General features: G+C 70.8%; 19 protein-coding genes. 13 read left to right on the top strand and 6 right to left on the bottom strand.

Annotated features, from left to right (window positions below; genetic code table 11):
• Positions 1–73: 73 nt before the first annotated feature.
• Complete coding sequence (locus JK364_RS35445; RefSeq protein WP_037956014.1) at positions 74–508, bottom strand: type II 3-dehydroquinate dehydratase; 435 nt, start codon at positions 506–508, stop codon at positions 74–76.
• Between the two features lie 226 nt (positions 509–734).
• Here JK364_RS35445 and JK364_RS35450 point away from each other — a divergent pair, with 226 nt between their 5' ends.
• From JK364_RS35450 to JK364_RS35465, 4 genes are all read left to right on the top strand, one after another.
• Complete coding sequence (locus JK364_RS35450) at positions 735–1,901, top strand: DegT/DnrJ/EryC1/StrS family aminotransferase (protein ID WP_201855460.1); 1,167 nt, start codon at positions 735–737, stop codon at positions 1,899–1,901.
• Positions 1,898–3,049, top strand: a complete 1,152-nt coding sequence (locus JK364_RS35455; protein WP_201855461.1) for a Gfo/Idh/MocA family protein — start codon at positions 1,898–1,900, stop codon at positions 3,047–3,049. Before JK364_RS35450 ends, JK364_RS35455 begins: the two co-directional genes overlap by 4 nt.
• A gap of 177 nt (positions 3,050–3,226) precedes the next feature.
• Entirely contained in the window at positions 3,227–3,910 is a 684-nt protein-coding gene (locus JK364_RS35460; RefSeq protein ID WP_201855462.1) for an HAD-IA family hydrolase, read from the top strand.
• Between the two features lie 358 nt (positions 3,911–4,268).
• Positions 4,269–4,910: a DJ-1/PfpI family protein gene (locus JK364_RS35465; protein WP_443732268.1), complete on the top strand. Its 642-nt coding sequence runs from the start codon at positions 4,269–4,271 to the stop codon at positions 4,908–4,910.
• Positions 4,911–4,963: 53 nt separating this feature from the next.
• Here JK364_RS35465 and JK364_RS35470 read toward each other — a convergent pair whose 3' ends face one another.
• Positions 4,964–5,485: a hypothetical protein gene (locus JK364_RS35470; protein ID WP_201855464.1), complete on the bottom strand. Its 522-nt coding sequence runs from the start codon at positions 5,483–5,485 to the stop codon at positions 4,964–4,966.
• An 83-nt stretch (positions 5,486–5,568) separates the two neighbouring features.
• Here JK364_RS35470 and JK364_RS35475 point away from each other — a divergent pair, with 83 nt between their 5' ends.
• A complete protein-coding gene (locus JK364_RS35475) occupies positions 5,569–5,910 on the top strand; it encodes a PadR family transcriptional regulator (RefSeq protein ID WP_201855465.1) in 342 nt (113 codons plus the stop codon).
• Positions 5,907–6,632 carry a permease prefix domain 1-containing protein gene (locus tag JK364_RS35480; RefSeq protein WP_230992976.1) on the top strand — a complete coding sequence of 242 codons (726 nt, stop codon included), beginning with the start codon at positions 5,907–5,909 and terminating at the stop codon, positions 6,630–6,632. The genes JK364_RS35475 and JK364_RS35480 overlap by 4 nt, the downstream gene beginning before the upstream one ends.
• A 131-nt stretch (positions 6,633–6,763) precedes the next feature.
• Here the strand turns inward: JK364_RS35480 and JK364_RS35485 are convergent, their stop codons facing one another.
• The 3 genes from JK364_RS35485 to JK364_RS35495 all read right to left on the bottom strand — a co-directional run bounded on the left by JK364_RS35485 (position 6,764) and on the right by JK364_RS35495 (position 8,472).
• Positions 6,764–7,405, bottom strand: a complete 642-nt coding sequence (locus tag JK364_RS35485) for a sigma-70 family RNA polymerase sigma factor (RefSeq protein ID WP_504942249.1) — start codon at positions 7,403–7,405, stop codon at positions 6,764–6,766.
• A 163-nt stretch (positions 7,406–7,568) separates the two neighbouring features.
• Positions 7,569–7,733 carry a hypothetical protein gene (locus JK364_RS35490; protein WP_201855467.1) on the bottom strand — a complete coding sequence of 55 codons (165 nt, stop codon included), beginning with the start codon at positions 7,731–7,733 and terminating at the stop codon, positions 7,569–7,571.
• Between the two features lie 43 nt (positions 7,734–7,776).
• The gene (locus JK364_RS35495) at positions 7,777–8,472 is read right to left on the bottom strand and encodes a hypothetical protein (protein WP_201855468.1); all 696 of its coding nucleotides are present in this window, start codon (positions 8,470–8,472) and stop codon (positions 7,777–7,779) included.
• Positions 8,473–8,689: 217 nt separating this feature from the next.
• Between JK364_RS35495 and JK364_RS35500 the strand changes: the two genes are divergently transcribed.
• Positions 8,690–10,180, top strand: a complete 1,491-nt coding sequence (locus JK364_RS35500; RefSeq protein WP_201855469.1) for a PepSY-associated TM helix domain-containing protein — start codon at positions 8,690–8,692, stop codon at positions 10,178–10,180.
• 99 nt (positions 10,181–10,279) lie between these two features.
• The gene (locus tag JK364_RS35505; RefSeq protein ID WP_201855470.1) at positions 10,280–11,311 is read left to right on the top strand and encodes an NAD(P)/FAD-dependent oxidoreductase; all 1,032 of its coding nucleotides are present in this window, start codon (positions 10,280–10,282) and stop codon (positions 11,309–11,311) included.
• Between the two features lie 157 nt (positions 11,312–11,468).
• On the opposite strand, the gene JK364_RS35510 is transcribed toward JK364_RS35505, so the two are convergent.
• Positions 11,469–12,434, bottom strand: a complete 966-nt coding sequence (locus JK364_RS35510; protein ID WP_201855471.1) for a S1 family peptidase — start codon at positions 12,432–12,434, stop codon at positions 11,469–11,471.
• A 189-nt stretch (positions 12,435–12,623) separates the two neighbouring features.
• Between JK364_RS35510 and JK364_RS35515 the strand changes: the two genes are divergently transcribed.
• The 5 genes from JK364_RS35515 to JK364_RS35535 all read left to right on the top strand — a co-directional run bounded on the left by JK364_RS35515 (position 12,624) and on the right by JK364_RS35535 (position 21,239).
• Positions 12,624–15,299, top strand: coding sequence for a SpoIIE family protein phosphatase (locus JK364_RS35515; protein ID WP_201855472.1), 2,676 nt, complete (start codon positions 12,624–12,626; stop codon positions 15,297–15,299).
• Between the two features lie 101 nt (positions 15,300–15,400).
• A complete protein-coding gene (locus tag JK364_RS35520) occupies positions 15,401–16,057 on the top strand; it encodes a hypothetical protein (RefSeq protein ID WP_201855473.1) in 657 nt (218 codons plus the stop codon).
• A gap of 105 nt (positions 16,058–16,162) precedes the next feature.
• The gene (locus JK364_RS35525) at positions 16,163–19,798 is read left to right on the top strand and encodes an ATP-binding protein (protein ID WP_201855474.1); all 3,636 of its coding nucleotides are present in this window, start codon (positions 16,163–16,165) and stop codon (positions 19,796–19,798) included.
• A gap of 167 nt (positions 19,799–19,965) precedes the next feature.
• Positions 19,966–20,472, top strand: coding sequence for a methylated-DNA--[protein]-cysteine S-methyltransferase (locus JK364_RS35530; RefSeq protein ID WP_201855475.1), 507 nt, complete (start codon positions 19,966–19,968; stop codon positions 20,470–20,472).
• A gap of 38 nt (positions 20,473–20,510) precedes the next feature.
• The gene (locus JK364_RS35535; RefSeq protein WP_201855476.1) at positions 20,511–21,239 is read left to right on the top strand and encodes a 2OG-Fe(II) oxygenase; all 729 of its coding nucleotides are present in this window, start codon (positions 20,511–20,513) and stop codon (positions 21,237–21,239) included.
• The last annotated feature ends 11 nt before the right edge of the window (positions 21,240–21,250 follow it).

Consider the following 21,250-nt stretch of genomic DNA (forward strand, 5'->3'; position numbering starts at 1 on the left):
GATTCCCAGATGACTGATGGTCGTCTCCCGGCTCGTCAGCCTTCGCGGTGTGGGGTGACGGCGTGGCGGGCGCTCAGTCCGGCACCTTTTCGAGCAGGGCGCGGGCGGCGAGCCGATAGCCCACGGCGCCGAGTCCGAAGATGACGCCCGCGGCCAGCGGTCCGGTCACCGACTCATGGCGGAACTGCTCACGGGCCCAGACATTCGACAGATGCACTTCTATCCAGGGCCGCGGATAGTTGGCCAGTGCGTCCCTGAGGCCCCATCCGGCCATCATGAGCGCGGCCGGATTGATGATGGCGCCGACCGTGTCGTAGTTCCCCTGAATGGTTTGGATGATCTCCGCTTCGCCATCGAACTGGTAGGAATCCACTTTCCAGCCGCGCTCCGCGACCTCTTCTCCGACCCAGCGCTCGATGTCCTGCAGCGTATCCGTGCCATAGATCTCGGGCTGACGCTTCCCGAGGATGCCGAGATTCGGTCCGTTCACCAACAACAGCCTGCTCACTGCGCACCTCACCATGTGGGATCGGCTGAATTACAGCGACTCATCACGGAAGTGCATTTATAGCACGGCCCTCTTGGCCTCGGTGTGGGAGTTTGGTCAACCGCGTTTTTAAGGGGGCTATAGGGGGGCCCTGAGGGGGAATGACGTTTCGCCCGCCGTCCGGTTAGCGTGCTAATGCGTCCGCCGCGGACCTGCCTCCATAACGCATTAAGGGAGTAGGGAAATCATGAGCAATGATGTGCGACTGCGATCCGAGCTGCCCGCTTGGCCGACTTACGGCGACGAGGAGCGCGAGGCCCTGATCCGGGCCCTGGATCAGGGGCAATGGTGGCGCATCGGGGGCGGTGAGGTCGATGCCTTCGAGGCGGAGTTCGCCGCGGCCCATGGCAGCGAGCACGCCCTGGCGGTCACCAACGGGACGCACGCGCTGGAGCTCGCCCTCGAGGTGCTCGGCGTCGGCTCCGGCACCGAGGTGATCGTTCCCGCGTTCACCTTCATCTCCTCCTCGCAGGCCGCGCAGCGGCTGGGCGCGGTGGCCGTTCCGGTGGACGTGGACCCGGACACGTACTGCATCGATCCGTCGGCGGTCGAGGCGGCCATCGGCCCGAAGACCCGCGCGATCATGCCGGTGCACATGGCGGGCCAGATGTGCGACATGGACGCGCTGGACAAGCTGTCCGCCGACTCGGGGGTGCCGCTGATCCAGGACGCGGCCCACGCCCACGGGGCGCGATGGCGCGGCAAGAGGGTCGGTGAGCTGGGCTCGGTCGCGGCGTTCAGCTTCCAGAACGGCAAGCTGATGACCGCCGGTGAGGGCGGCGCCGTGCTCTTCCCCGACGCCGAGATGTACGAGAAGGGCTTCGTCCGGCACAGCTGTGGACGTCCGCGCACCGACCGCGGCTACTTCCACCGCACCTCGGGCTCCAACTTCCGGCTGAACGAGTTCTCCGCCTCGGTGCTGCGCGCCCAACTCACCCGGCTGGAGGACCAGATCACCACGCGTGAGCAGCGCTGGCCGGTGCTGAACCGGCTGCTCGCCGAGATCCCCGGTGTCGTACCGCAGTCGCGCGACGACCGCGGCGACCGCAACCCGCACTACATGGCGATGTTCCGGGTGCCGGGCATCACCGAGGAGCGCCGCGCCAAGGTCGTCGACGTGCTCATCGAGCGTGGGGTGCCCACGTTCGTCGCCTTCCGCGCGGTCTACCGCACGGACGCCTTCTGGGAGGCCGCGGCGCCGGATCTGACGGTCGACGAACTCGCCCGCCGCTGCCCGCACTCCGAGGCGCTCACCCGCGACTGCATATGGCTGCACCACCGGGTGCTGCTGGGCAGCGAGGCGCAGATGCACGAAGTGGCCGCCGTCGTCGCCGACGTGCTCGCGGACGCATGAGCGCCCCGTACATCGGCGAAAGGCCGATCCGGACCGCCGTGGTGGGGCTGGGGTGGGCGGCCCGCTCGATCTGGCTGCCCCGGCTGCGCCGCAATCCCGCCTTCACCGTGACCGCCGCGGTGGACCCCGACGAGCGCGGCCGCGCGGCCGTGGAGGCCGAGTCGGAGGGCGCGGACCGGTTACCGGTGCTGGCGGCGGTCCACGACCTCGATCCCGCCGAGGTGGATCTGGCGGTGGTCGCGGTGCCCAACCATCTGCACTGCGCGGTCGCCAGCGAGCTGCTGCTCAAGGGGATTCCGGTGTTCCTGGAGAAGCCGGTGTGCCTGACCTCGGAGGAGGCCGAGCGGCTGGCCGCCGCGGAGCGCTCCGGCGGCGCGGTGCTGCTGGCCGGAAGCGCGGCGCGCTACCGCGCCGATGTGCGCGGACTGTACCGGATCGCCGCCCGGCTGGGCCGTATCCGCCATGTCGAACTCGCCTGGGTGCGGGCGCGTGGCGTACCCGACCGGGGCGGCTGGTTCACCCAGCGGTCGCTCGCGGGCGGCGGGGCGCTGGTCGACCTGGGCTGGCATCTGTTCGACATCGCGGTTCCGCTGCTGGGCACCGCCGCGTTCCGGCACGCCATCGGCACCGTGTCCGCCGACTTCATCACCCAGCGGTCCTCCCGGGCCGCGTGGCGCGGCGACGATGGCGGTCCGGTGCCCCCGGGCGCCGCCAATGCCGCCAATGCCGCCAATGCCGCCACCGATGTCGAGGACACCGCGCGCGGGTTCCTCATCACCGACGACGGCCGTTCGGTCGTGCTGCACGCGAGCTGGGCCTCGCACGAGGAGCTGGACACCACCCGGGTCACGATCGACGGCAGCGGCGGCAGCGCGACCCTGCGCTGCACCTTCGGGTTCAGCCCGAACCGCCTCGAGAGGTCCACCCTGACCCGTACCGTCGACGGTACGACCCGCCCGGTGGCCGTACCCACCGAACCGATCGGCACCGAGTACGACCGGCAGCTCGACATGCTTCCCGGGCAGCTGCGCGACCCGGCGGGGCGGGGGCGGGTGATCGAGGAGGTCCGCCGGACCATCAGCGCCATCGAACGGGTCTACACATCCGCCCGGATTCCCCGGGAGGTCCGGGAGTCGGCACCGGTGTGAACCCCGCCGGCACCGGTGTGAGCCGCGCCGACACCGGTTGCCCCGTACCGCCTCCTCGGCTCCGCCCTCGTCATTTCCTTCCACGGACCGCGTTTCCGGTCCACGTTCTCCGGACCGCGTCCGAGACCCGGACCGGCGGTCCGTCTACCGGCCGTGCCCGCACTACGGGAGTGCTCAATGACCAGCCATCCGATCAGTCACGGCGGCCCGCCCTCCGGCGCGGGTACCGCCCCGGTCACCTCGGTGGTCTTCGACCTCGACGGTGTCCTCGTCAACAGCTTCGCGGTGATGCGCGAGGCATTCACCCTCGCCTACGCCGAGGTCGTGGGCGCCGGTGAGCCGCCCTTCGAGGAGTACAACCGCCATCTGGGCCGCTACTTCCCCGACATCATGCGGATCATGGGTCTGCCCCTGGAGATGGAGGGCCCGTTCGTCCGCGAGAGCTACCGGCTCGCCCACCTGGTGGAGATGTTCGACGGTGTGCCCGAGCTGCTGTCGGAGCTGCGCCAGCGCGGTCTGCGGCTCGCCGTGGCCACCGGGAAGAGCGGCCCGCGGGCCCGCTCACTGCTCAACACCCTCGGTATTGACGGGCAGTTCGATGTGATCCTCGGCTCCGACGAGGTGGCCCGGCCCAAGCCCGCGCCGGACATCGTGCTGAAGGCGATGGACGTCATGGGCGCGGATCCCAACCGGACCGTGATGGTCGGGGACGCGGTGACCGACCTGGCCAGCGCGCGAGCGGCCGGGATCACCGCCGTGGCCGCGATGTGGGGTGAGACCGATGAGAAGACCCTGCTCGCGGCGGAGCCCGATGTGATCCTGCACAAGCCGTCCGAACTGCTGTCGCTGACGGTTCCGTAGGTCCTTCCTTCCTTCCGTCCTTCCGTCCGTCCATCCATCCGACCGACCGACCGGACCGATGCCTCCGCCCGGGGTCCGGGTCCCCGCACAGGGCCCGGGCCCCGGCTCGTACCTTCCGGGAACTCGGCCGTCCTCCGGAACGACTACCTGGTTCGCCGGCACTCGTCGGCTCATCCATCGAATCGGGGAGTCATTGATGACAGGTGTGGACCGAGGTCGTCGCAAGCTGCTCCAGGCGGCAGCGGCAGGCGGATTGGGCGCGGGGCTGGTGACGTCGTTCGGAGCGGTGGCGCCCGCGCGGGCCGAAGGTGTCGAGAGGGCGGAGGAAACAGAGGGAGCCGAGGGAGGCGAGGGCACGGTGCGGGTGGCGGTGCTGCTGTACGACGGGGTCACTGCGCTGGACGCCGTCGGACCGTACGAGATGCTGTGCCGGGTGCCGGGCGTGACGGTGACCATGGTGGCCGAGCGGGCCGGGCAGGTCCGTACCGACACCGGCGAGCTGGGGCTGGTGGCCGAGCGCTCCCTGGACAGCGTGTCGCGGGCCGATGTGCTGCTGGTGCCCGGAGGTGTCGAGCGCGGCACCACGCCGCCGAGGACCAACCCCGCGGTCCTGGACTGGATCCGCCGTATCCACCGCGGATCCACCTGGACGACCTCGGTGTGCACGGGAGCCCTGATCCTGGGCGCCGCCGGGCTGCTGCGCGGTGTGCCCGCCACCACGTACTGGGCTTCGCGCTCGTATCTGGCGGACGTCGGTGCCATTTACACGCCGGGGCGGTTCGTCGAGGCCGGGAAGATCCTCACTGCGGCCGGGGTGTCCGCCGGTATCGACATGGGGCTGCACCTCGCGGCCCGCCTCTCCGACGAACGCACCGCCCAGGCCATGCAGCTCGCCGTGGAGTACGACCCCGACCCGCCCTTCGACACCGGCAGTCCGGAGAAGGCGGACCCGGAGCTGCGGGAGTTGGCGCTGAAACTGATCGCGGACGCGGCGCGCTAGCCGATCGGCCGTCCGGGGCGTGGCGTGGCGTCAGGCGCAGGCGGGGACGGACGTCACGCTCCGGTGGTCGAGCCCGGCCGGACGATCATCAGCACGACGACGATCGCCCAGAGGAGGTTGAAGACCCCGGTGAGCATGGCCAGCCGAGCCGCCACCGCGGAATTCCCCTTCGTGGCCGTGTCCTCGGGTGCGGTGAGCAGGCCCCGCTGGGCCGGGATGATGGCCAGCGCGAGGACGAGCGCGGCGACCGTGGTCAGGACGATCGACGCGATGAGCCAGACGTCGGTGAGCACACCGAGTTGGGCGGCTGTGGCCAGACCGAAGAGCGGCACGGCGATCCCCACGAGGGTGTAGCCACGGCAGATCCGGTGCAGGAGCGCGGCGACCGCGGTGGCGCGTTGAGCGTCGGAACCTTCGGGCCGCGCCGATGCGGACTGGGTGGAATGGGCGGACTGGGCGGACTGGGCGGATGCTGACTGGCGCGCATAGCGCGGGAAGAGCGAGCCGGCCACCGCGATCGGCCCGATCGCCAGGATCGCCGCGAGGACATGTATGGACAGCAACAGCTTGGTCATGGGAAGCCTTCCGACCCGGCGGTCTATATGTTGGCTGCCAATACATAGCACGCCTACACCTCCTATAGGTAGGCTGCCTATCTATGAGGGCAGACAGAGTGCGAGGACACCTGGACGGGCTGCTGATGGCCGTTCTCGAGCAGGGACCACTGCACGGGTACGCGATCATCACCGCGGTTCAGCAGCGCAGCGGAGGCGTGCTCGACCTGCGCACGGGCACCATCTACCCCGCGTTGAACAAGCTGGAGCGGCTGGGGCTGCTGACCAGCAGCTGGGAGTCGGTCGGCGAACGACGACGGCGCAGCTACCGGCTCACCGACGCGGGACGGAGAAGTCTGGCCGAGGAGCGCACCGCATGGCGGGAGTTCACCATGGCGATCGGCTCCGTTCTGAACCCGGGGGCACAGCCCCGGTCCGCCATATGAGCGCCCACGGCCGGCAGACCGGTCCCGCCGAAGCCCATCCCCTCGAAGCCCATCCCCTCGAAGCCGAAGCCGATCCCGTCGAGAAGCACATCGCCGACCTGACGGCCGTCCTGCACGGTCCGGCGCGGGCCAAGGCTCGGATGATCGAGGAGATACGCGACGGCCTTACGGAGACGGTGGCGGCGCACATCCGCGGCGGATCCACACCCACCCGGGCGGCGGACGACGCGGTCCGGGAGTTCGGGACGCCGGAGGAACTCGCGCCCGGCTGTCAGCGGGAGCTGACCATCGCGCAGGCGCGGCACACCGCCTGGGCCGTCGCCCTCACCGCCCCCCTCCTCGCCGCATGCTGGTATCTGGCCTCGAGCACCGCACCCGGCCAGGACGGTCCGGTGCCACGCGCCGCCCAGCTGTTCGCCACGCAGCTGGCCACGGCCGTCGGCGCCATCGCGCTGCTCGCCGCGCTGGCACTGGCCGTCACCGGCACCCTGGCCCGTCGACTGCCCACACCGCCCCGGCTGCCCCTGGCGATCGCCTGGGCCGGCACCACCGCGGGCGTGGCCATGGGGGTCGCCACGCTCACGCTCACCGTCGCGTCCCTCCTGGCCACGGACTGGCCGCTGGTCGCGCTGGCCGGGGCCTTCGCCGCCGTATCACACGCGGTCGTGGCTCCCTCGGCCCGCGCCTGCCGCCGATGCGCCCGGCTGGCCCGCGCCCTGTAGGGCTCGCGTTCCTCAGGCCCCGCGTCCCCCAGGTCACCAGCCGGGCAGGCGGTGCAACCGGTGACGTACGGGGCGCGGCGGGCAGCCACTGATGGCCTGCCACCCGCCGCGCCCCGCATCGCCGCTTGGGCTCAGCCCGCCAGCCGCACCGGTTCCGCGGCCTTTTCCGCCGCGGCCAGCAGTGCGTTGATGTCCTCGCGGGCGCGGGCCACACGGGAACGTACGGTGCCGATGGGGCAGCCGGTGGCGGTGGCGGCGTCCGCGTACGGCAGACCGAGCACCTTGGTGAGCAGGAACATCTCACGGCGCGCCGGGGCGAGCGCCGCCAGCAGATCCATCAGCGCCACCCCCTCGTCGAACCCGGGGAGCCCGACGGGCTGCGCCCGTTCGGCCACCTCCTGCCAGTCGTCCGCGTCCAGGGTGCGAGGACGGGCGGCGGCCATGCGGTAGCGGTCGACCACCACACGACGGGCGATCGACAGCAGCCATGTCCGGGCCGACGAGCGGCCCGCGAAACGCGACAGCCCGGTCAGCGCCCGTAGATACGTTTCCTGGGCGAGGTCCTCACAGCCGTGGGGATCGGCGCTGAGATGGAGTACGAAGCGGCGCACGTCGCGGTAGGTGGCGCGGATGAAGTGGTCGACCGCGTCACGGTCGCCGTCACGGGCGGCCAGCGCCCATTCGGTGACCTGGCGGTCATTCGCCGTAGTGGCGAAGCCGTGCCCGTGCACGGCGGTGGACTGCACGGCTCTTCTCGGTGCGGCGGACCGCATGGGGGAAGGCATCGTGGGGGAAGGCATCGTCAAACGTCCTTCGGAAGGCGGTGAACGGCACACCGGCATGCGCCACCGGCGCGCGAGGGCGCGGCGGGGCAGCGAGAGGCCGGCGGTGCCGACGGATGGGGCCGACGCCGGGCAGGCGCCGGTACTCCGCCCGTCACCAGCGCTCACCCCGGAACGGGGCGGTGCCCCACATCGGGGCGGTGCCCCACATCGGGGCGGTGCCCCACATCGGGGCGGTGCCCCACATCGGGGCGGTGCCCCACATCGGGGCGGTGCCCCAGATCGGGGCGGTGCCCCAGATCGGGTCAGGACCCCGCATCGGGGCGCGACCACCTGACAGGAGCAGGGAAAAGACGGGCGGTTCAGCGGACGGCGAACCGCGCCGGTGGCCCTCTGCGGAGGATGACGTGCCGTAGCAGGACTCCGCGCAACCGGCGGGCGATGGCCGGTGCGGACGGCCACGTGGGCAGCGGAGTGGCGCCCGCGCCCAGGACGCGCAGGGCGAGAACGAGCGGGACGAACAGCAGGGCCGCGAGCGCGCGGCCGAGCCGGAAGACGGCCCGCTCACCGCGCCACAGCCACAACCCGCAGATCAGCGCGGCGAGAAGGTGGGCCGTGGCCATGCCCGGCCCGCCCGGACCCGCCCAGGGCCACGGCAGATGGCCCAGGGACGGTGCGGTGGCGGACATCGCGTCCGCGCCATGGTGCATATGGCCCATGGTGGCGCCGCTCATCGGGGCGGCACCCATGTCCCGCGTCCCCGGCACCCCGTCGCCCGTGGCGCTTCCCGCCACGGGGGCGGCTGTCGCCTCCGCGAACCGGAACGCCATGTGCAGGCCGAGTTGCGCGACCACCGTCGCACCGGTCACGACCAGCGCTCCACGCTCGCGCCCGGTGACCCACCACGCGGCCGCCGTCGTCCCGGTGAACGCGGCGGCCACGGCCCACACCGGCAGGGTGTCACCGGACATCAGGGTGTGTCCGAACGCCGTCACCACGACGCACACCGCCGCGAACACGGCGGCTCGTGCGAGGCGGAAGGGTGGCCCGGCGGACATGGCAGCCATGGTGCCAGCCGTGGCCGATGAGCGTGACGGTGGCTCAATCTTCATCACGCGGATGACAAGCGTGGCCGGTGAATCGCCTCCACCCGACCCCTGTGAGCCAGCTCACAGAAAATGCCCGGAACTCATCCACGTGTTCCTCCGACGACTCAACCGGCGCGGTCAGCAATGCGTCCGCCTCCCGCCGTTGCCCCCGAACCAGGAGTCGTCCATGTCCGCCGAACCCCTCGCCCCGGCCACGGGCGACTCCCCGGACGATGCCACCGACAAGGAACCGCACTCCCCCACCGGACCCGACGGGGCCGAGCCGGGTGGGTCCGTATGGGCCGCCCTGCGGCCGCTGGTGCTCCGGCTGCACTTCTACGCAGGCGTACTGGTCGCGCCGTTCCTGCTGGTCGCGGCCGTGACCGGGCTGCTGTACGCCGGATCGTTCCAGGCCGAGAAGCTGGTCTACGGACATGAGCTGAGCGTCCCCGTGGGCGACCGCGAACTGCCCATCTCCCAGCAGGTGGCGGCCGCGCGCAAGGCCCACCCGGAGGGTGAGATCAGCGCCGTACGCCCGTCCCCCGAGAACGGCGCCACCACCCGGGTGCTGCTCTCCGGCGTCAAGGGCGTCGATCCCGACCATACGCTGGCCGTCTTCGTCGACCCGTACACCGGGAAGGTGCGCGGCGCGCTGGAGCAGTACGGCTCCACCGGAGCCCTTCCGCTGCGCACCTGGATCGATGAATTCCACCGCGATCTGCACCTCGGGCAGACCGGCCGCCTCTACAGCGAACTCGCGGCCAGCTGGCTGTGGGTCATCGCGCTCGGCGGTGTGGTGCTCTGGCTCAGCCGTCGCCGTAAGAAGCGCACGCTGCGGGCGATCGCCCTGCCCGACCGCGCCGCCACCGGCCGCAAGCGCACCATGTCCTTCCATGGCGCGGTCGGGCTGTGGGTGGCGCTGGGGCTGCTGTTCCTGTCCGCCACCGGTCTGACCTGGTCCACCTACGCGGGGGCCAACGTGGAGGACCTGCGCACCGCCATCGGCCAGACCACCCCGGCCGTCTCGGCCACCGTCGGCGGCGGCGGCGAACACGCCGGACACCACACAGGCTCCGGCTCCATGCCGGGGATGGACATGGGCGGTACGGGTGAGAAAGCCGGGCACACCGCTGATGTGGGCCTGGACACCGTCCTGAAGGCCGCCCGCGCCGAGGACCTGGACAACCCCGTCGAGATCGTCCCGCCCGCCGAGCCGGACAGTGCGTATGTCGTCAGCCAGATCCAGCGCAGCTGGCCCGAGAAGCAGGACTCGGTGGCCATCGACCCGGCCACCGGCGAGGTGACCGACGTTCAGCGGTTCGCCGACTACCCGGTGCTCGCCAAGCTCACCCGCTGGGGCATCGACCTCCACACCGGAAACCTCTTCGGCCTCGTCAACCAGATCGCCCTGGCCGGTCTCGCGCTCGCGCTGATCCTCCTGATCGTCTGGGGCTATCGCATGTGGTGGCAGCGTGGCCGCGCCTCCGCGTTCGGCCGCCCGATCCCGCGCGGCGCGTGGCGGCGGGTGCCGGTGTATGTCCTCCTCCCCCTGGCCGCGGCCATCGCCGTGATCGGCTACTACCTGCCCCTTCTCGGCATCCCACTCGCCGCCTTCCTTGCCGTCGACATCGTCATGGGCGAGGTCGCCCGTCGGCGCGGCGCCACATCCGCCGTCTGAGCCGACCGGTCTCTGCCGCCGGCTGCCGTTTGCCACCTCGGCAAGACGGTTTGCCTCGCTCCGGGCAGGCTCGCATGGTGGGCCGTGGAGGTGGTCAAGGTGACCGATGAGCTGAAGAAGTCGTACGACGTGGTGGTGATCGGCGGTGGCGCCGCGGGGCTGAGCGGGGCGCTGATGCTGGCCAGGGCGCGGCGCTCGGTGGTGGTGATCGACGCGGGCGACCCGCGCAACGCCCCGGCCTCGGGGGTGCACGGACTGCTGGCCCGGGACGGGACCCCCCCGGCCGAGCTGGTGGAGCGGGGCCGGGCCGAGGTCCGCGACTACGGCGGTCAGCTGGTGTCCGGCGAGGTGGGGGCCGTGACCAGGGAGGACACCGGGTTCCAGGTGACCCTGACCGACGGCCGGACTGTCCGCGCGCTCCGGCTGCTGCTGGCCACCGGGCTGGTCGACGAGTTGCCGGACGTCCCCGGGCTGCGGTCCCGGTGGGGCCGGGATGTGGTGCACTGTCCGTACTGCCACGGCTGGGAGATCCGCGACCAGGCCATCGGCGTACTGGGGAGCGGGCCGCTGTCGGTGCACCAGGCGATGCTCTTCCGGCAGTGGAGCGAGGATGTCACCTTCTTCGCCCACACCTTGCCGATGCCGACCGGCGAGGAGGCGGAGCAGCTGGCCGCCCGTGGCATCCGCGTGGTGAACGGCGAAGTGGCGTCCGTGGAGATCGCCGAGGACCGCCTCGTCGGCGTGCGCCTGCGCGACGGCAACGTGATCAAGCGCGAGGCACTGGCCGTCGCGTCCCGGATGGTGGCGCGCACCGGCTTCCTGGCGGCGCTCGGGCTGCGGCCGGTGGAACATCCGAGTGGCGCCGGTGAGCACATCCCGTCCGACGCGACCGGCCGCACCGATGTGCCCGGGGTGTGGGTCGCGGGAAATGTCACCGATCTCTCCGCCCAGGTGGGTGCCGCCGCGGCGGCGGGCGCGACCGCGGCCGCCCATATCAACGCGGATCTGATCGCCGAGGAGACCCGGCAGGCGGTCGCCACGGCCCGGGCCCACGGCGAGGTGGCGTTCTCCGCGGAGGTGGAGTCGCGGGTCTGCGAAGCGGTGTTGGGCGACCGCCGCCACGGCCTGTGACGTGCGGTGTACGGCGTGCGGTCCTTCGTCGGCCCGCACCGGCTCACGCCGAGCGGGCCGGGACCTCCGGCGGGCGATCCCCCGGCGGGCAGTCCCGGCCCGGCACGGGCGGTCCCGGCCCGGCAACGCATCACGGAGCCACCACCGCCGGGCGGCGTCAGTAGACGGTGAGGCCGTAGGCGCTCAGCACCTCCTGGATCGGCTGGTAGTAGGTGGTGCCTCCGGAGGCGCAGTCCCCGGAGCCGCCCGAGAGAATGCCGATGATCTTGTCGCCCGCGTAGAGCGGACCACCGCTGTCGCCCGGCTCGGCGCAGATATTGGTCTGGATCAGGCCGTAGACGATGTCACCGCCGCCGTAGTTGACGGTCGCGTTGAGCGCGGTGACCACACCGCACCGGACACCGGTCGTGGCACCCCGGCGGCAGACCTGCTGGCCGACGTGGGCGGTGGCGGTCCCGGTGATGTCGACGGTCCCCACCGTCCCGGGGTGCGGAACGGCCGTGTTGGTGTACCGGACGACGCCGTAGTCATCGCCCGGGAAGCTGGTCCCGGTCGTCGGGCCGACCGGGGTGGTCGTACCGGAGCCGGTGTACCAGGTGGCGTTGCCATCGGCGCAGTGGCCGGCGGTGACGAAGTAGTACGTGGCGCCGCTCTGCACATTGACCCCCGCGGAGCAGCGCACCCCCGCGGAGGAGTAGATCCCGTCGCCACCGGAGAGGAGGGTCCGCAGCGGGCCGTCGAGCCGCTCGACGGTGATGGCGCCGCCGGAGCGCTCCGCGGTGCGGTCGAGCCTGGCCAGGTCGGCGCCCCGGACGGTGGAGCCGACGAGGACACGCAGCGTTCCGGTGCGCTCGTCCACGGTCCAGGCGGTGCCCGGGACATCCAGGGACTCCACGGCCGAGGCGGCGCCGGACACGGCCGTCGACGCGGACGGGGACGGGAACGTCGACGCGGACGGGGACGGGAACGGGAACGTTGACGTGGACGGGGACCCGGCGGTGGACGCGGAGGAAGCCGCCGCACTTGTGCCGACTGTCGCGAGGGCTGCCGTGACGAACAGACCGGACACCGCGGCGATCAACCGGAACCGACCACGTCTTCTGGTACGGCGTGCTGTTCTCACCCGAACCTCCTTGAATGGGGCGGTAGTTGGTCCAGCCGCCTCATTGTGCCCGTGGCCGGGCGGACGCGTAACCCACCTCCCCGCGCCATCGCGGACCGCCCTTGATCAGCACATTGATCGATCAGGCGATGCCGCGGACGCCGCGGACTCCTCGCCGACTGCGACGACGAGAGTGTTATAAATGCCGTTATGAGCAGACATGCTCGTCCGGCCCGGAGGCGGCTGGGGCCCCTGCCGCATCTGCGCAGCGTCGCCGGGCAGGCGTTCATCCTGCAGCTTCTGCTGATCCTGGTTCTGGTGGCCGCCGCGGTGGCGGCCGTCGCCGCGGATGCCCGGGTTCACGGCACGGTCGACGCCCGTCGGCGATCGCTCGCGGTCGCCGAGACCTTCGCGCATGCTCCCGGCATGGCCCGGGCCATGAGCGGCGACAAACCGACATCGGCGCTGGAGTCGCATGCGGAGGCGGCACGGAAGGGCTCCGGCGTCGACAGCGTCGTCGTGTTCGACACTCGTGGCATCCGCCTCACCCACCCCGACAAGCCCTTGATCGGCAAGCGGATCGTCGGACCCGCCGGGCTGATCCGGGAGGAGTTGCGCGGAAGGACGATCTCGCAGGCCTTCCGGGCCAGCCAGGGCCCGTCCGTCGTCTCGGCGGTCCCCGTCACCGGGGCCGATGGCACCTTCCTCGGCGGAGTGTCGGTCGGGGTCAAGATCCAGAGCGTGCACAGCACGGTGGACCGCCGGCTGCCGATGCTGCTCGGCAGCGGCGCCGGGGCGCTGGCCCTGGCCACGGGCGGGGCGGCGCTGCTGAACAGGCGGTTGCGCCGGCAGACCCACGGCCTGGGCGCCGCGCAGATGACGCGGATGTACGAACACCATGACGCGGTGTTGCACTCGGTCCGCGAAGGGGTGCTGGTCCTGACGGCGGACAAACGGCTGCTGCTCGTCAATGACGAGGCCCGGGAGCTGCTCCGGCTGGCTCCGGACGCGGAGGGCCGCCACGTCGGCGCGCTCGGCCTCGAACCGCACCTGACCGAGCTGCTGGCGTCGGGACGGCACGTCACGGACGAGGTGCACCCCTGCGGGGAGCGGCTGCTGTCGGTCAATTTGCGGTCCACGGACCGTGCGGGCGCCCCCGCCGGAAGCGTGGTGACACTGCGGGACACCACCGCGCTGCGGGCGCTCTCCGACCGGGCGGTGGCGGCGAGCGAGCGGCTGAAGCTGCTGTCCGACGCCGGTGTACGGATCAGCTCCACCCTGGAGCTGACGGGCACCGCCGAGCAGCTGGTGGACGTGGCCGTCCCCCGGTTCGCCGACATCGCCGCCGTCGAGCTGCTGGAGCCCGTACTGCGCGGCGAGGAGCCCGAGCCGCCGTACGAGCCCCTGGCACCGCACCGGACCGCCGTCGGCGGGACACCCGCCGAAGCCCCCCTCTTCCGGGTGGGCGAGCGGGTCGTCTACGCCCCCTCCACACCGCAGAGCCGGGCCGTGCGGACCGGAGCCGCCGTCCTCCTCCAGTCCGATCCGGCCGGTACCGGCGAGTGGCCGGCCGGGGAGGCCCGCCGCCTCCGCGACCACGGGATCCACTCGCTGATCACCGTCCCGCTGCGGTTCCGCGGTGTCACCCTGGGCCTCGCCACCTTCTGGCGGACCCGGCACCGTGCGCCGTTCGACGAAACGGACCTGGCGATCGCCGGGGAGCTCGCCGTGCGCACCGCCGTGTGTGTCGACAACGCCCGCCGCTACGCCCGCGAACACGCCATGGTCACCGCCCTCCAGCGCACCCTCCTTCCCGGCGGTCTGCCCGATCAGAACGCCGTGGAGGTGGCGGCCCGATATCTGCCCGCGCCGGGCGGGACGGGCGGGAGCTGGTTCGATGTGCTCCCCCTCCCCGGCGCCCGGGTCGCGCTGGTCGTCGGGAAGGTGGCCGGGCAGGGCCTGCACGCCGCGGCCACGATGGGCCGGCTGCGCACGGCGGTGCAGAACTTCTCGGCCCGGGACGTGCCCCCGGACGAGCTTCTCTCCCATATGGACGAGTTGGTCGCCCGTCTCGACATGGAGCACAACACCGACGCGCACGGCACCCGCATCACGGGCGCCGGCTGTCTGTACGCGATCCACGACTCGGTGTCGGGCCAGTGCACCGTGGCCCGGGCCGGCGATCCGGGCCTCGCACTGGCCCACCCCGGCGGCATCGTGGACATCCCCGCGGTGCCGGCCTCCCCGCCCCTGGGCCTGGGCGGGGAGCCCTTCGAGGCGGTCGGCTTCGCCCTGCCCGCCGCAAGCCGCCTGGTGCTCTACACCAACGGTCTCCTCGAAGGCCACGACCGAACCACCGGCACCGGCCTGAACCTGCTGCGCCGCGCCCTCGCGGCCGAGCCGGGCCTCGACCCGGACGAGACCTGCCGGAGCCTGTTCCAGACCGTGCTGCCACCCCGCCCGAGCGACGATGTCGCCCTGCTGGTGGCCCGCACCCGCCTGCTCGGCCCGGAGAACGTGGCCGAGTGGGACGTGCCGTCCGACCCGGCCGCGGTCGCCCCGGTACGCGCCGCCTGCGCCCGGCAGCTACGGGCGTGGGGCCTGGAGGACGCCGTGTGCACCGCCAAGCTGATCATCAGCGAACTGATCACCAACGCCCTGCGGTACGGCACCCCTCCCGTGCGCCTACGACTGCTGCGCGACCGCAGCCTGATCTGCGAGGTCTCCGACAACAGCAGCACCGCACCCCATATGCGCCGCGCCGCGACCACCGACGAGGGCGGGCGCGGGCTGTTCCTCGTCGCCCAGTTCGCCCAGCGCTGGGGCACCCGCTACACCCCGCGCGGCAAGGTCATCTGGGCCGAGACACCCCTGGACGACCGCTGAGCGCGGCAGCCCGCGCATGCCCTGGCGACGACCGCCGATCACCAACTCCCCGTAGAACTGGATGCGTTGGCAAGCCCGGCGGACAACCAGCAGGAAGGGGCTTGGCTTTCCCCACCCCGGTGGTCGAGACTGTGATCATGTACGAGGGACAGGGCCGCCGAGAGTACATCGTGACGTCCGACCCCGAGGCGGTGTCCCGCGTGCGGGCCTCCCTGCTGCGCACCCTGCCGGTGGCCGCGTGGGCCGGGGTGGCCGGTGCCGCCGTCATCATCGCGGCCATGGTCCTCCTCCTCGTCACCCTCGGCCTCAGCGCCTCCCAGCTCTGGGTGCTGGTGTTCGCCTGGCCGGCGGTGTTCATCCTCTACGACGCGAGGCGCCGGTTCACCGCCCTACGGCGCCTGAAGCGGACCTGGGCGGTGAAGGACGTATCCCCCGTGGCGATGCGCCTCTCCCCCGAGGGCCTGCGCTGCACCATCGACGCCGCCCCCGACCCCGTCGTCCTCCCCTGGTCCGCGATCGCCCGGATGCGGATCAAGGGCCAGGGCCTCAGCGCGGTCCGGGTCGACCTCACCCCCGGCGTGTCCGCCACCACCCCCGGGGTCAGCGGACTGGACCAGCCCGAGACCCGCGTGCGCATGCGCCGCACCTGGAAGGGCCGAACGCGGCTGGGTTTCGCCATCTACGCCCTCCGCGAGCCCCTCAGCGACATCGACCAGGCACTCGGCCACTTCTCGAACGGACGAATCGGCATCCGCTGACGCGAGGGCGCGGGGCGAACCGGGCCACGTTGCGTGCCGTCCCGGGCGTGGGTTTCATGGAATGAGAGACATCCGTACCGCGAACATCAGCTGGGAACGGACCTCATGACCAAGGTCGTCCGAAACCCTGAAGGAAAGGTACGTCCGCCCAACGCTCCTTGGTACACGCTGTATCCCCGACGGGCGTGGTCCCGCTTCGGCGGTGGAGTGGGCAGACGCTGGCGAACCTTCAGGACCAACCGGGAGGCGAGCCGCAGCATCCTTCCGAACCGGAGTTGGCGCGGCTGGCGGCCCACCTTCGGCCGTCTCGTGCGTGCCTACGCCTATGCCGGGACGGCCCTCCTCGCCCTGTGGCTGGCAGCGGTCATCTACGACTCGGTCAACGGGGGGAGAACCTGGTTCCACACCATGCAGGGGAGCACGTGGTTCGCCACCGTCACCCGCGTCGTCGGACCGCTCCTCGCGGCTTCCTTCGTCCTGACGCTCTTCCTGATCTACTGGTACCACAAGACCAAGAAACCGCTGGTCGACAAGGCGAGATCGGCACCGCACGATCTGGTCCCCACCGCGGGAACGCTCATCGACCGGATCGTCGGGCGCCGGGAGCTCTCCCAGGTCATCGCCCAGACATTGCGCAACCGCAGAACGCGCCGGCCCTATCTGCTGGTCGGCGGGGTGGGGGTGGGCAAGACCGCGGTGCTGGTCGAACTCACGCACATGCTGGCCCAGCAGGCTGCCGTTCCCGTGCCCATTCGCCTTCGCGACATGGACACCGACGGGGATCTGGACTTCGAGAAGATGGCCCGGCGCCGCCTGGCGGAGGAAGCTGATCAAGGGGTACTGGCCAGCGGCCAGTTCGACAAGACCTGGCGGCAGTTGCGCCTCGACGACAAGGCCGTCGTCATCGCCGACGGACTGGAGGAGGCGCTTCTCGACAAGGAACACCGGGACGACCGCGACAACATCATCCGCCGGGCCATCGACCGGGCGGCCCGGCAGAAGCTGCCCCTGGTCATCGCCTCCCGCCCGCATCCGCCCCTGGAGGGCACACGGGCCGTGATCGCCGACCTGGAGCCACTGAGCGAGGAGGCGGCGCTCGAGTACCTGGTGAGGGACTTCTCCGAGGTCGATGAGCGCCGTCTGGATTGGATCGTGGAGACGGCCAACGTCTCGGACTCGCCGAGCTATCTGCAGATCGCCCGGCTCCTCCAGGAACGCGGACTGCTGGAACACATGACCCTGCGCGAGGAACCGGACCGGCTGGACACTCGTAGCCATGACTGCGCCACTCTCAGGCTGTGGCTTCTGGACACCTATCGGAAGGCGATCGAAGACGGGCTTCTCTTCGACGAGTTGGCGATGGACCGTCAGGAGCGCCAGGAGACCATACAGGTGATCTCTGCCCTCGCCTGCCTGGGGCTTGTGCGGGACCGCCTGGAGGTGACGTTCGACGAGTTGGTCGAGACGTGCACGGATGACGAGGACGGCCAGGGCCCCAGGGATGGGCGTCTGCCGGTCTCCGAGAGGCAGCGCACCGCCATCTGGAAGGCTCTGGAAAGCGAGTTCGACGACAGGGCACACTGGCTGAAACCCGTAGAGCATGCGAATGCCTGCAAGACCGAATTTTCTCGCTTCGCCAATAATGGACAGATGCTCGGGCTGGTGATGGCCCATGAGAACAAGGTGCGCTTCCCGCACAGCATCATCCAGGCATATCTGGGATATCGCCTGCTGTATCGCATGGACGACGATCAGATACGTCAGGTCATCGAGCCCGCACTGCACAGCCCGGGGCCTGCCCGCGAATTGCTGATCGCGCTGGTACTGCTTTCCCGTCATCGGGCTGCGACCGGTCGCGCCCAGCCGACTGCCGCACCCTGTCCGACCCCTGGCCATGCCCATACGAACGTACCCGAAAAACTCTCCAGCATTCTTCGGGAAGCCGCCAAGGACCGACAGGATCCCAAGTACTTCGATCTCTATTCCGCGGCCCTGGACATCGACAGCGTGGATCCCGAATCCAAGCAGACCGACATCGCCGATGAACTCCTTGACGCCTGGCCCGGGCTGACCATCAGAGGTGACCAGCGAACCATCGAGGAGGCGAAGCTCAAGCTGGTGCGCCACTTCGGAGCGGCCCTCCGCGAAGTGGACCGCCGCAGGTCGGGCCGGGGCTCCACACAACGGCCCGGGGCACCACGACCTTTGCCGTACAGCCAGTTCTTCGACATCGGAACCCACGAGCCCTCCCATCCGGTCCGGATCGCCATCACGCAGGAAATAAGCTCGGGCGGCGATACGGCCTTCAGCGCTCTGCGGAAACACTTCCCCTTGGGGACCGATCCGGTACTGCAGTATCTGCGGAAGACACGCCAAGCCAAACGGAAATTGAATGACGATTACACAAAGTGGTTGGAAAGAGGGGATCGCGAGCCCGTCGGCCCCGGCGAAGCGGGGCGACGAGAACAGGAACATGTCCGATTCGTGGCGGACTACGAGAATGACAGGGCCAGATGGTGGCGGCATTTCGCCCTGAGAGCCTGGCTCCTCCCCATGATGGTCGGCTCCGTCTCCGAGAAGTACCGCGACGAGGCGAAGGAGCGGTTGGAAATCTGGTTGCAGCACCTCGCGCCCACCACCCGCCTCCGCAGCCCCGTGATGCCTCAGGCTCCGCACACAGAGCCGAACCTGCCCCTTTCACTGGAGAACGCTCTCGCCCGGGGCTTCAAGAACGCCGCCAACCGCAGACGACGCCACCCCGACGTCTGTGACGAGACCCTCGCCTACCTCGTCAAGCAGGCCGAGAAGATGTTGACGTGCAGTCGCTGCTGGTATGCGCAGCTCACCCTGTTGCACGCGTTGTGCCTGTGGTCGCTTCCCGACGCCATAGGACGCCCGCCCGGGCCGGACACGGCCGAGCGGAACTGGCGTGGCCAGGCGCGGACAGCGTCCACGGATCAGGGCCCGGACGGCGACACAGGTTCACCGAACCAAGCGGCCGACCCCGTGCGATCGGTAGCCCGTTGGCTCTCCGCGGCGGGCACCGCATACGACACACCCACTCCCACCAGTGCCCATCCCGAACACCAGGCCGCCAGACTTCTGCACCCGTTCGTCGCCGAGGCCGGTGACCTGGTGACCCTGGCCCTCGAGACCGGACATCCCGAGCGCTTCCTGTGGATCGATGAGAACCGGGCCATCTACAACGTCGGCTCCAGCCCGGCCGACCCCGAGCGCTACCGCAAGCACAATCTGTGGATCGCCCCATCGGTGGGCTGGAGCACCCTGCATCCGCGGGCCCAGCGCCTGGTCGCCGACGTCCTCGTCATGCTCAATCTCACGGAGCGCAACGGTAACCCCGACGAGGTCGAAGAACGTCTGAGAAGGGCCACCAAGGACACGCTTCCGCCTTGCCTCACGCATGACCGCAGCCCGCTCCACCCCGAGCACAGCATCGGCCGGGCGGACGGCAGCGAGCCCGGGGCCACCTGCCTGCCCACATGCCACTTCCGCCTGTGCCCCTACCCTCCCAAGGGCGGCAGGACCCAGACGGAGATGGAGGAGCCCTTCTGCCGACAGCAGCAGGCGCTCCTTCACAGCCGCTTCCGCTGGCGTCCCCCTGCCGTCAGCCGCCACACGGCTCCGTGGGTGAGCATCCCCATCAGGGAGCTGCACGGGTTCTGGGAGAAGATGGCCAACCGCAACCGCAAGTCCACTGGTCAGGAACCCCGCGTCTTCTGATCGCAAGCTGGTCGAGGTCGGCCGGCCGCGCGTCACCCGGCGGACGGGAGCACGGGACGGGGCACCCGAAACGCCATGTCCGAATCCCGCCAGCTTTCCCTGTCCGAAGGACGCATGCTGGGAGCAGCGCAAGACAGAACCGCGAGAAGAAGAGAGGGACCACAGCCATGACGGTCCACACGACGATCGACAGCCCGCTCGGCGAGCTGCTGCTGGTGGGCGAGAAGTCCGCCACCGCGACGGGGGGTACCGCGCTCGTTTCCCTGTCCGTGCCCGGACAGAAGGGCGGGGCCGTCGTCCAGGACGGCTGGAGCGAGGACGCCGAGGCGTTCACCGAGATCGTCTCGCAGCTGCGCTCCTACTTCGACGGCAAGCTCACCCGTTTCGACATCGAGTGCGTCGAGGGCGGTACGGACTTCCAGCGCAGGGTCTGGCAGGCGCTGGAGTCCATTCCGTACGGCACCACCGTCAGCTACGGCGACATCGCCCGGCAGATCGGCGCCTCGCGTACCGCGGTCCGCTCCGTCGGCACCGCGATCGGCCGCAATCCGCTGCTGGTCGTCCGGCCCTGCCACCGTGTCATCGGCGCCACTGGCGCGCTGACCGGCTATGCGGGCGGGCTGGAGCGCAAGGAGCGGCTCCTCGTCCACGAAGGCGCCCTGCAGACGGCCTGAGCGCGGGCCTCGCACCCCGGAGAACCCGGAGCACACCGATGAGCACCACGACCGACACCGCACGCCTCCACCAGCGCGTGGCCGCGGCCGACTGGACACAGCTGGCCGAGGAGCTGGACACCTACGGGTGCGCGCTCACGCCGCGGCTGCTGACCCCCGCGCAGTGCGCCCGCATCGCCGGGCTCTACCAGCGGGACGAGCAGTTCCGGAACACCATCGACATGGCCCGCCACCGCTTCGGCTCCGGCCAGTACCGCTACTTCACCCATGACCTGCCCGAACCGGTCGCCGAGTTGCGCGCCGCGCTCTATCCGCGGCTGCTGACCATCGCCCGTGACTGGGCGGAGCGGCTCGGCCGCCCGGCGCCCTGGCCGGACAGCCTCGAGAAGTGGCTGGCCATGTGCCATGAGGCCGGACAGGACCGCTCGGCGCAGATCCTGCTGCGCTACGGCCCCGGCGACTGGAACGCCCTGCACCGAGATGTGTTCGGCGACATGCTCTTCCCGCTCCAGGTGGTGATCGGGCTGGACGCGTACGGCACGGACTACACGGGCGGGGAGTTCCTGCTGGTCGAGCAGCGGCCCCGGGCCCAGTCCCGGGGCACCACGACCGTCCTCCAGCAGGGCCACGGCCTGATCTTCACCACCCGTGACCGTCCCGTGGCCACCAAGCGCGGCTGGTCGGCCGGGGTCATGCGGCACGGGGTCAGCACGGTGCGGTCCGGGCGGCGCCACGCGCTGGGGCTGGTCTTCCACGACGCCACCTGATGTCTCCGGCC

Source organism: Streptomyces endocoffeicus (genome assembly GCF_016741935.1).
GTDB classification, from domain to species: Bacteria; Actinomycetota; Actinomycetes; order Streptomycetales; family Streptomycetaceae; genus Streptomyces; species Streptomyces endocoffeicus.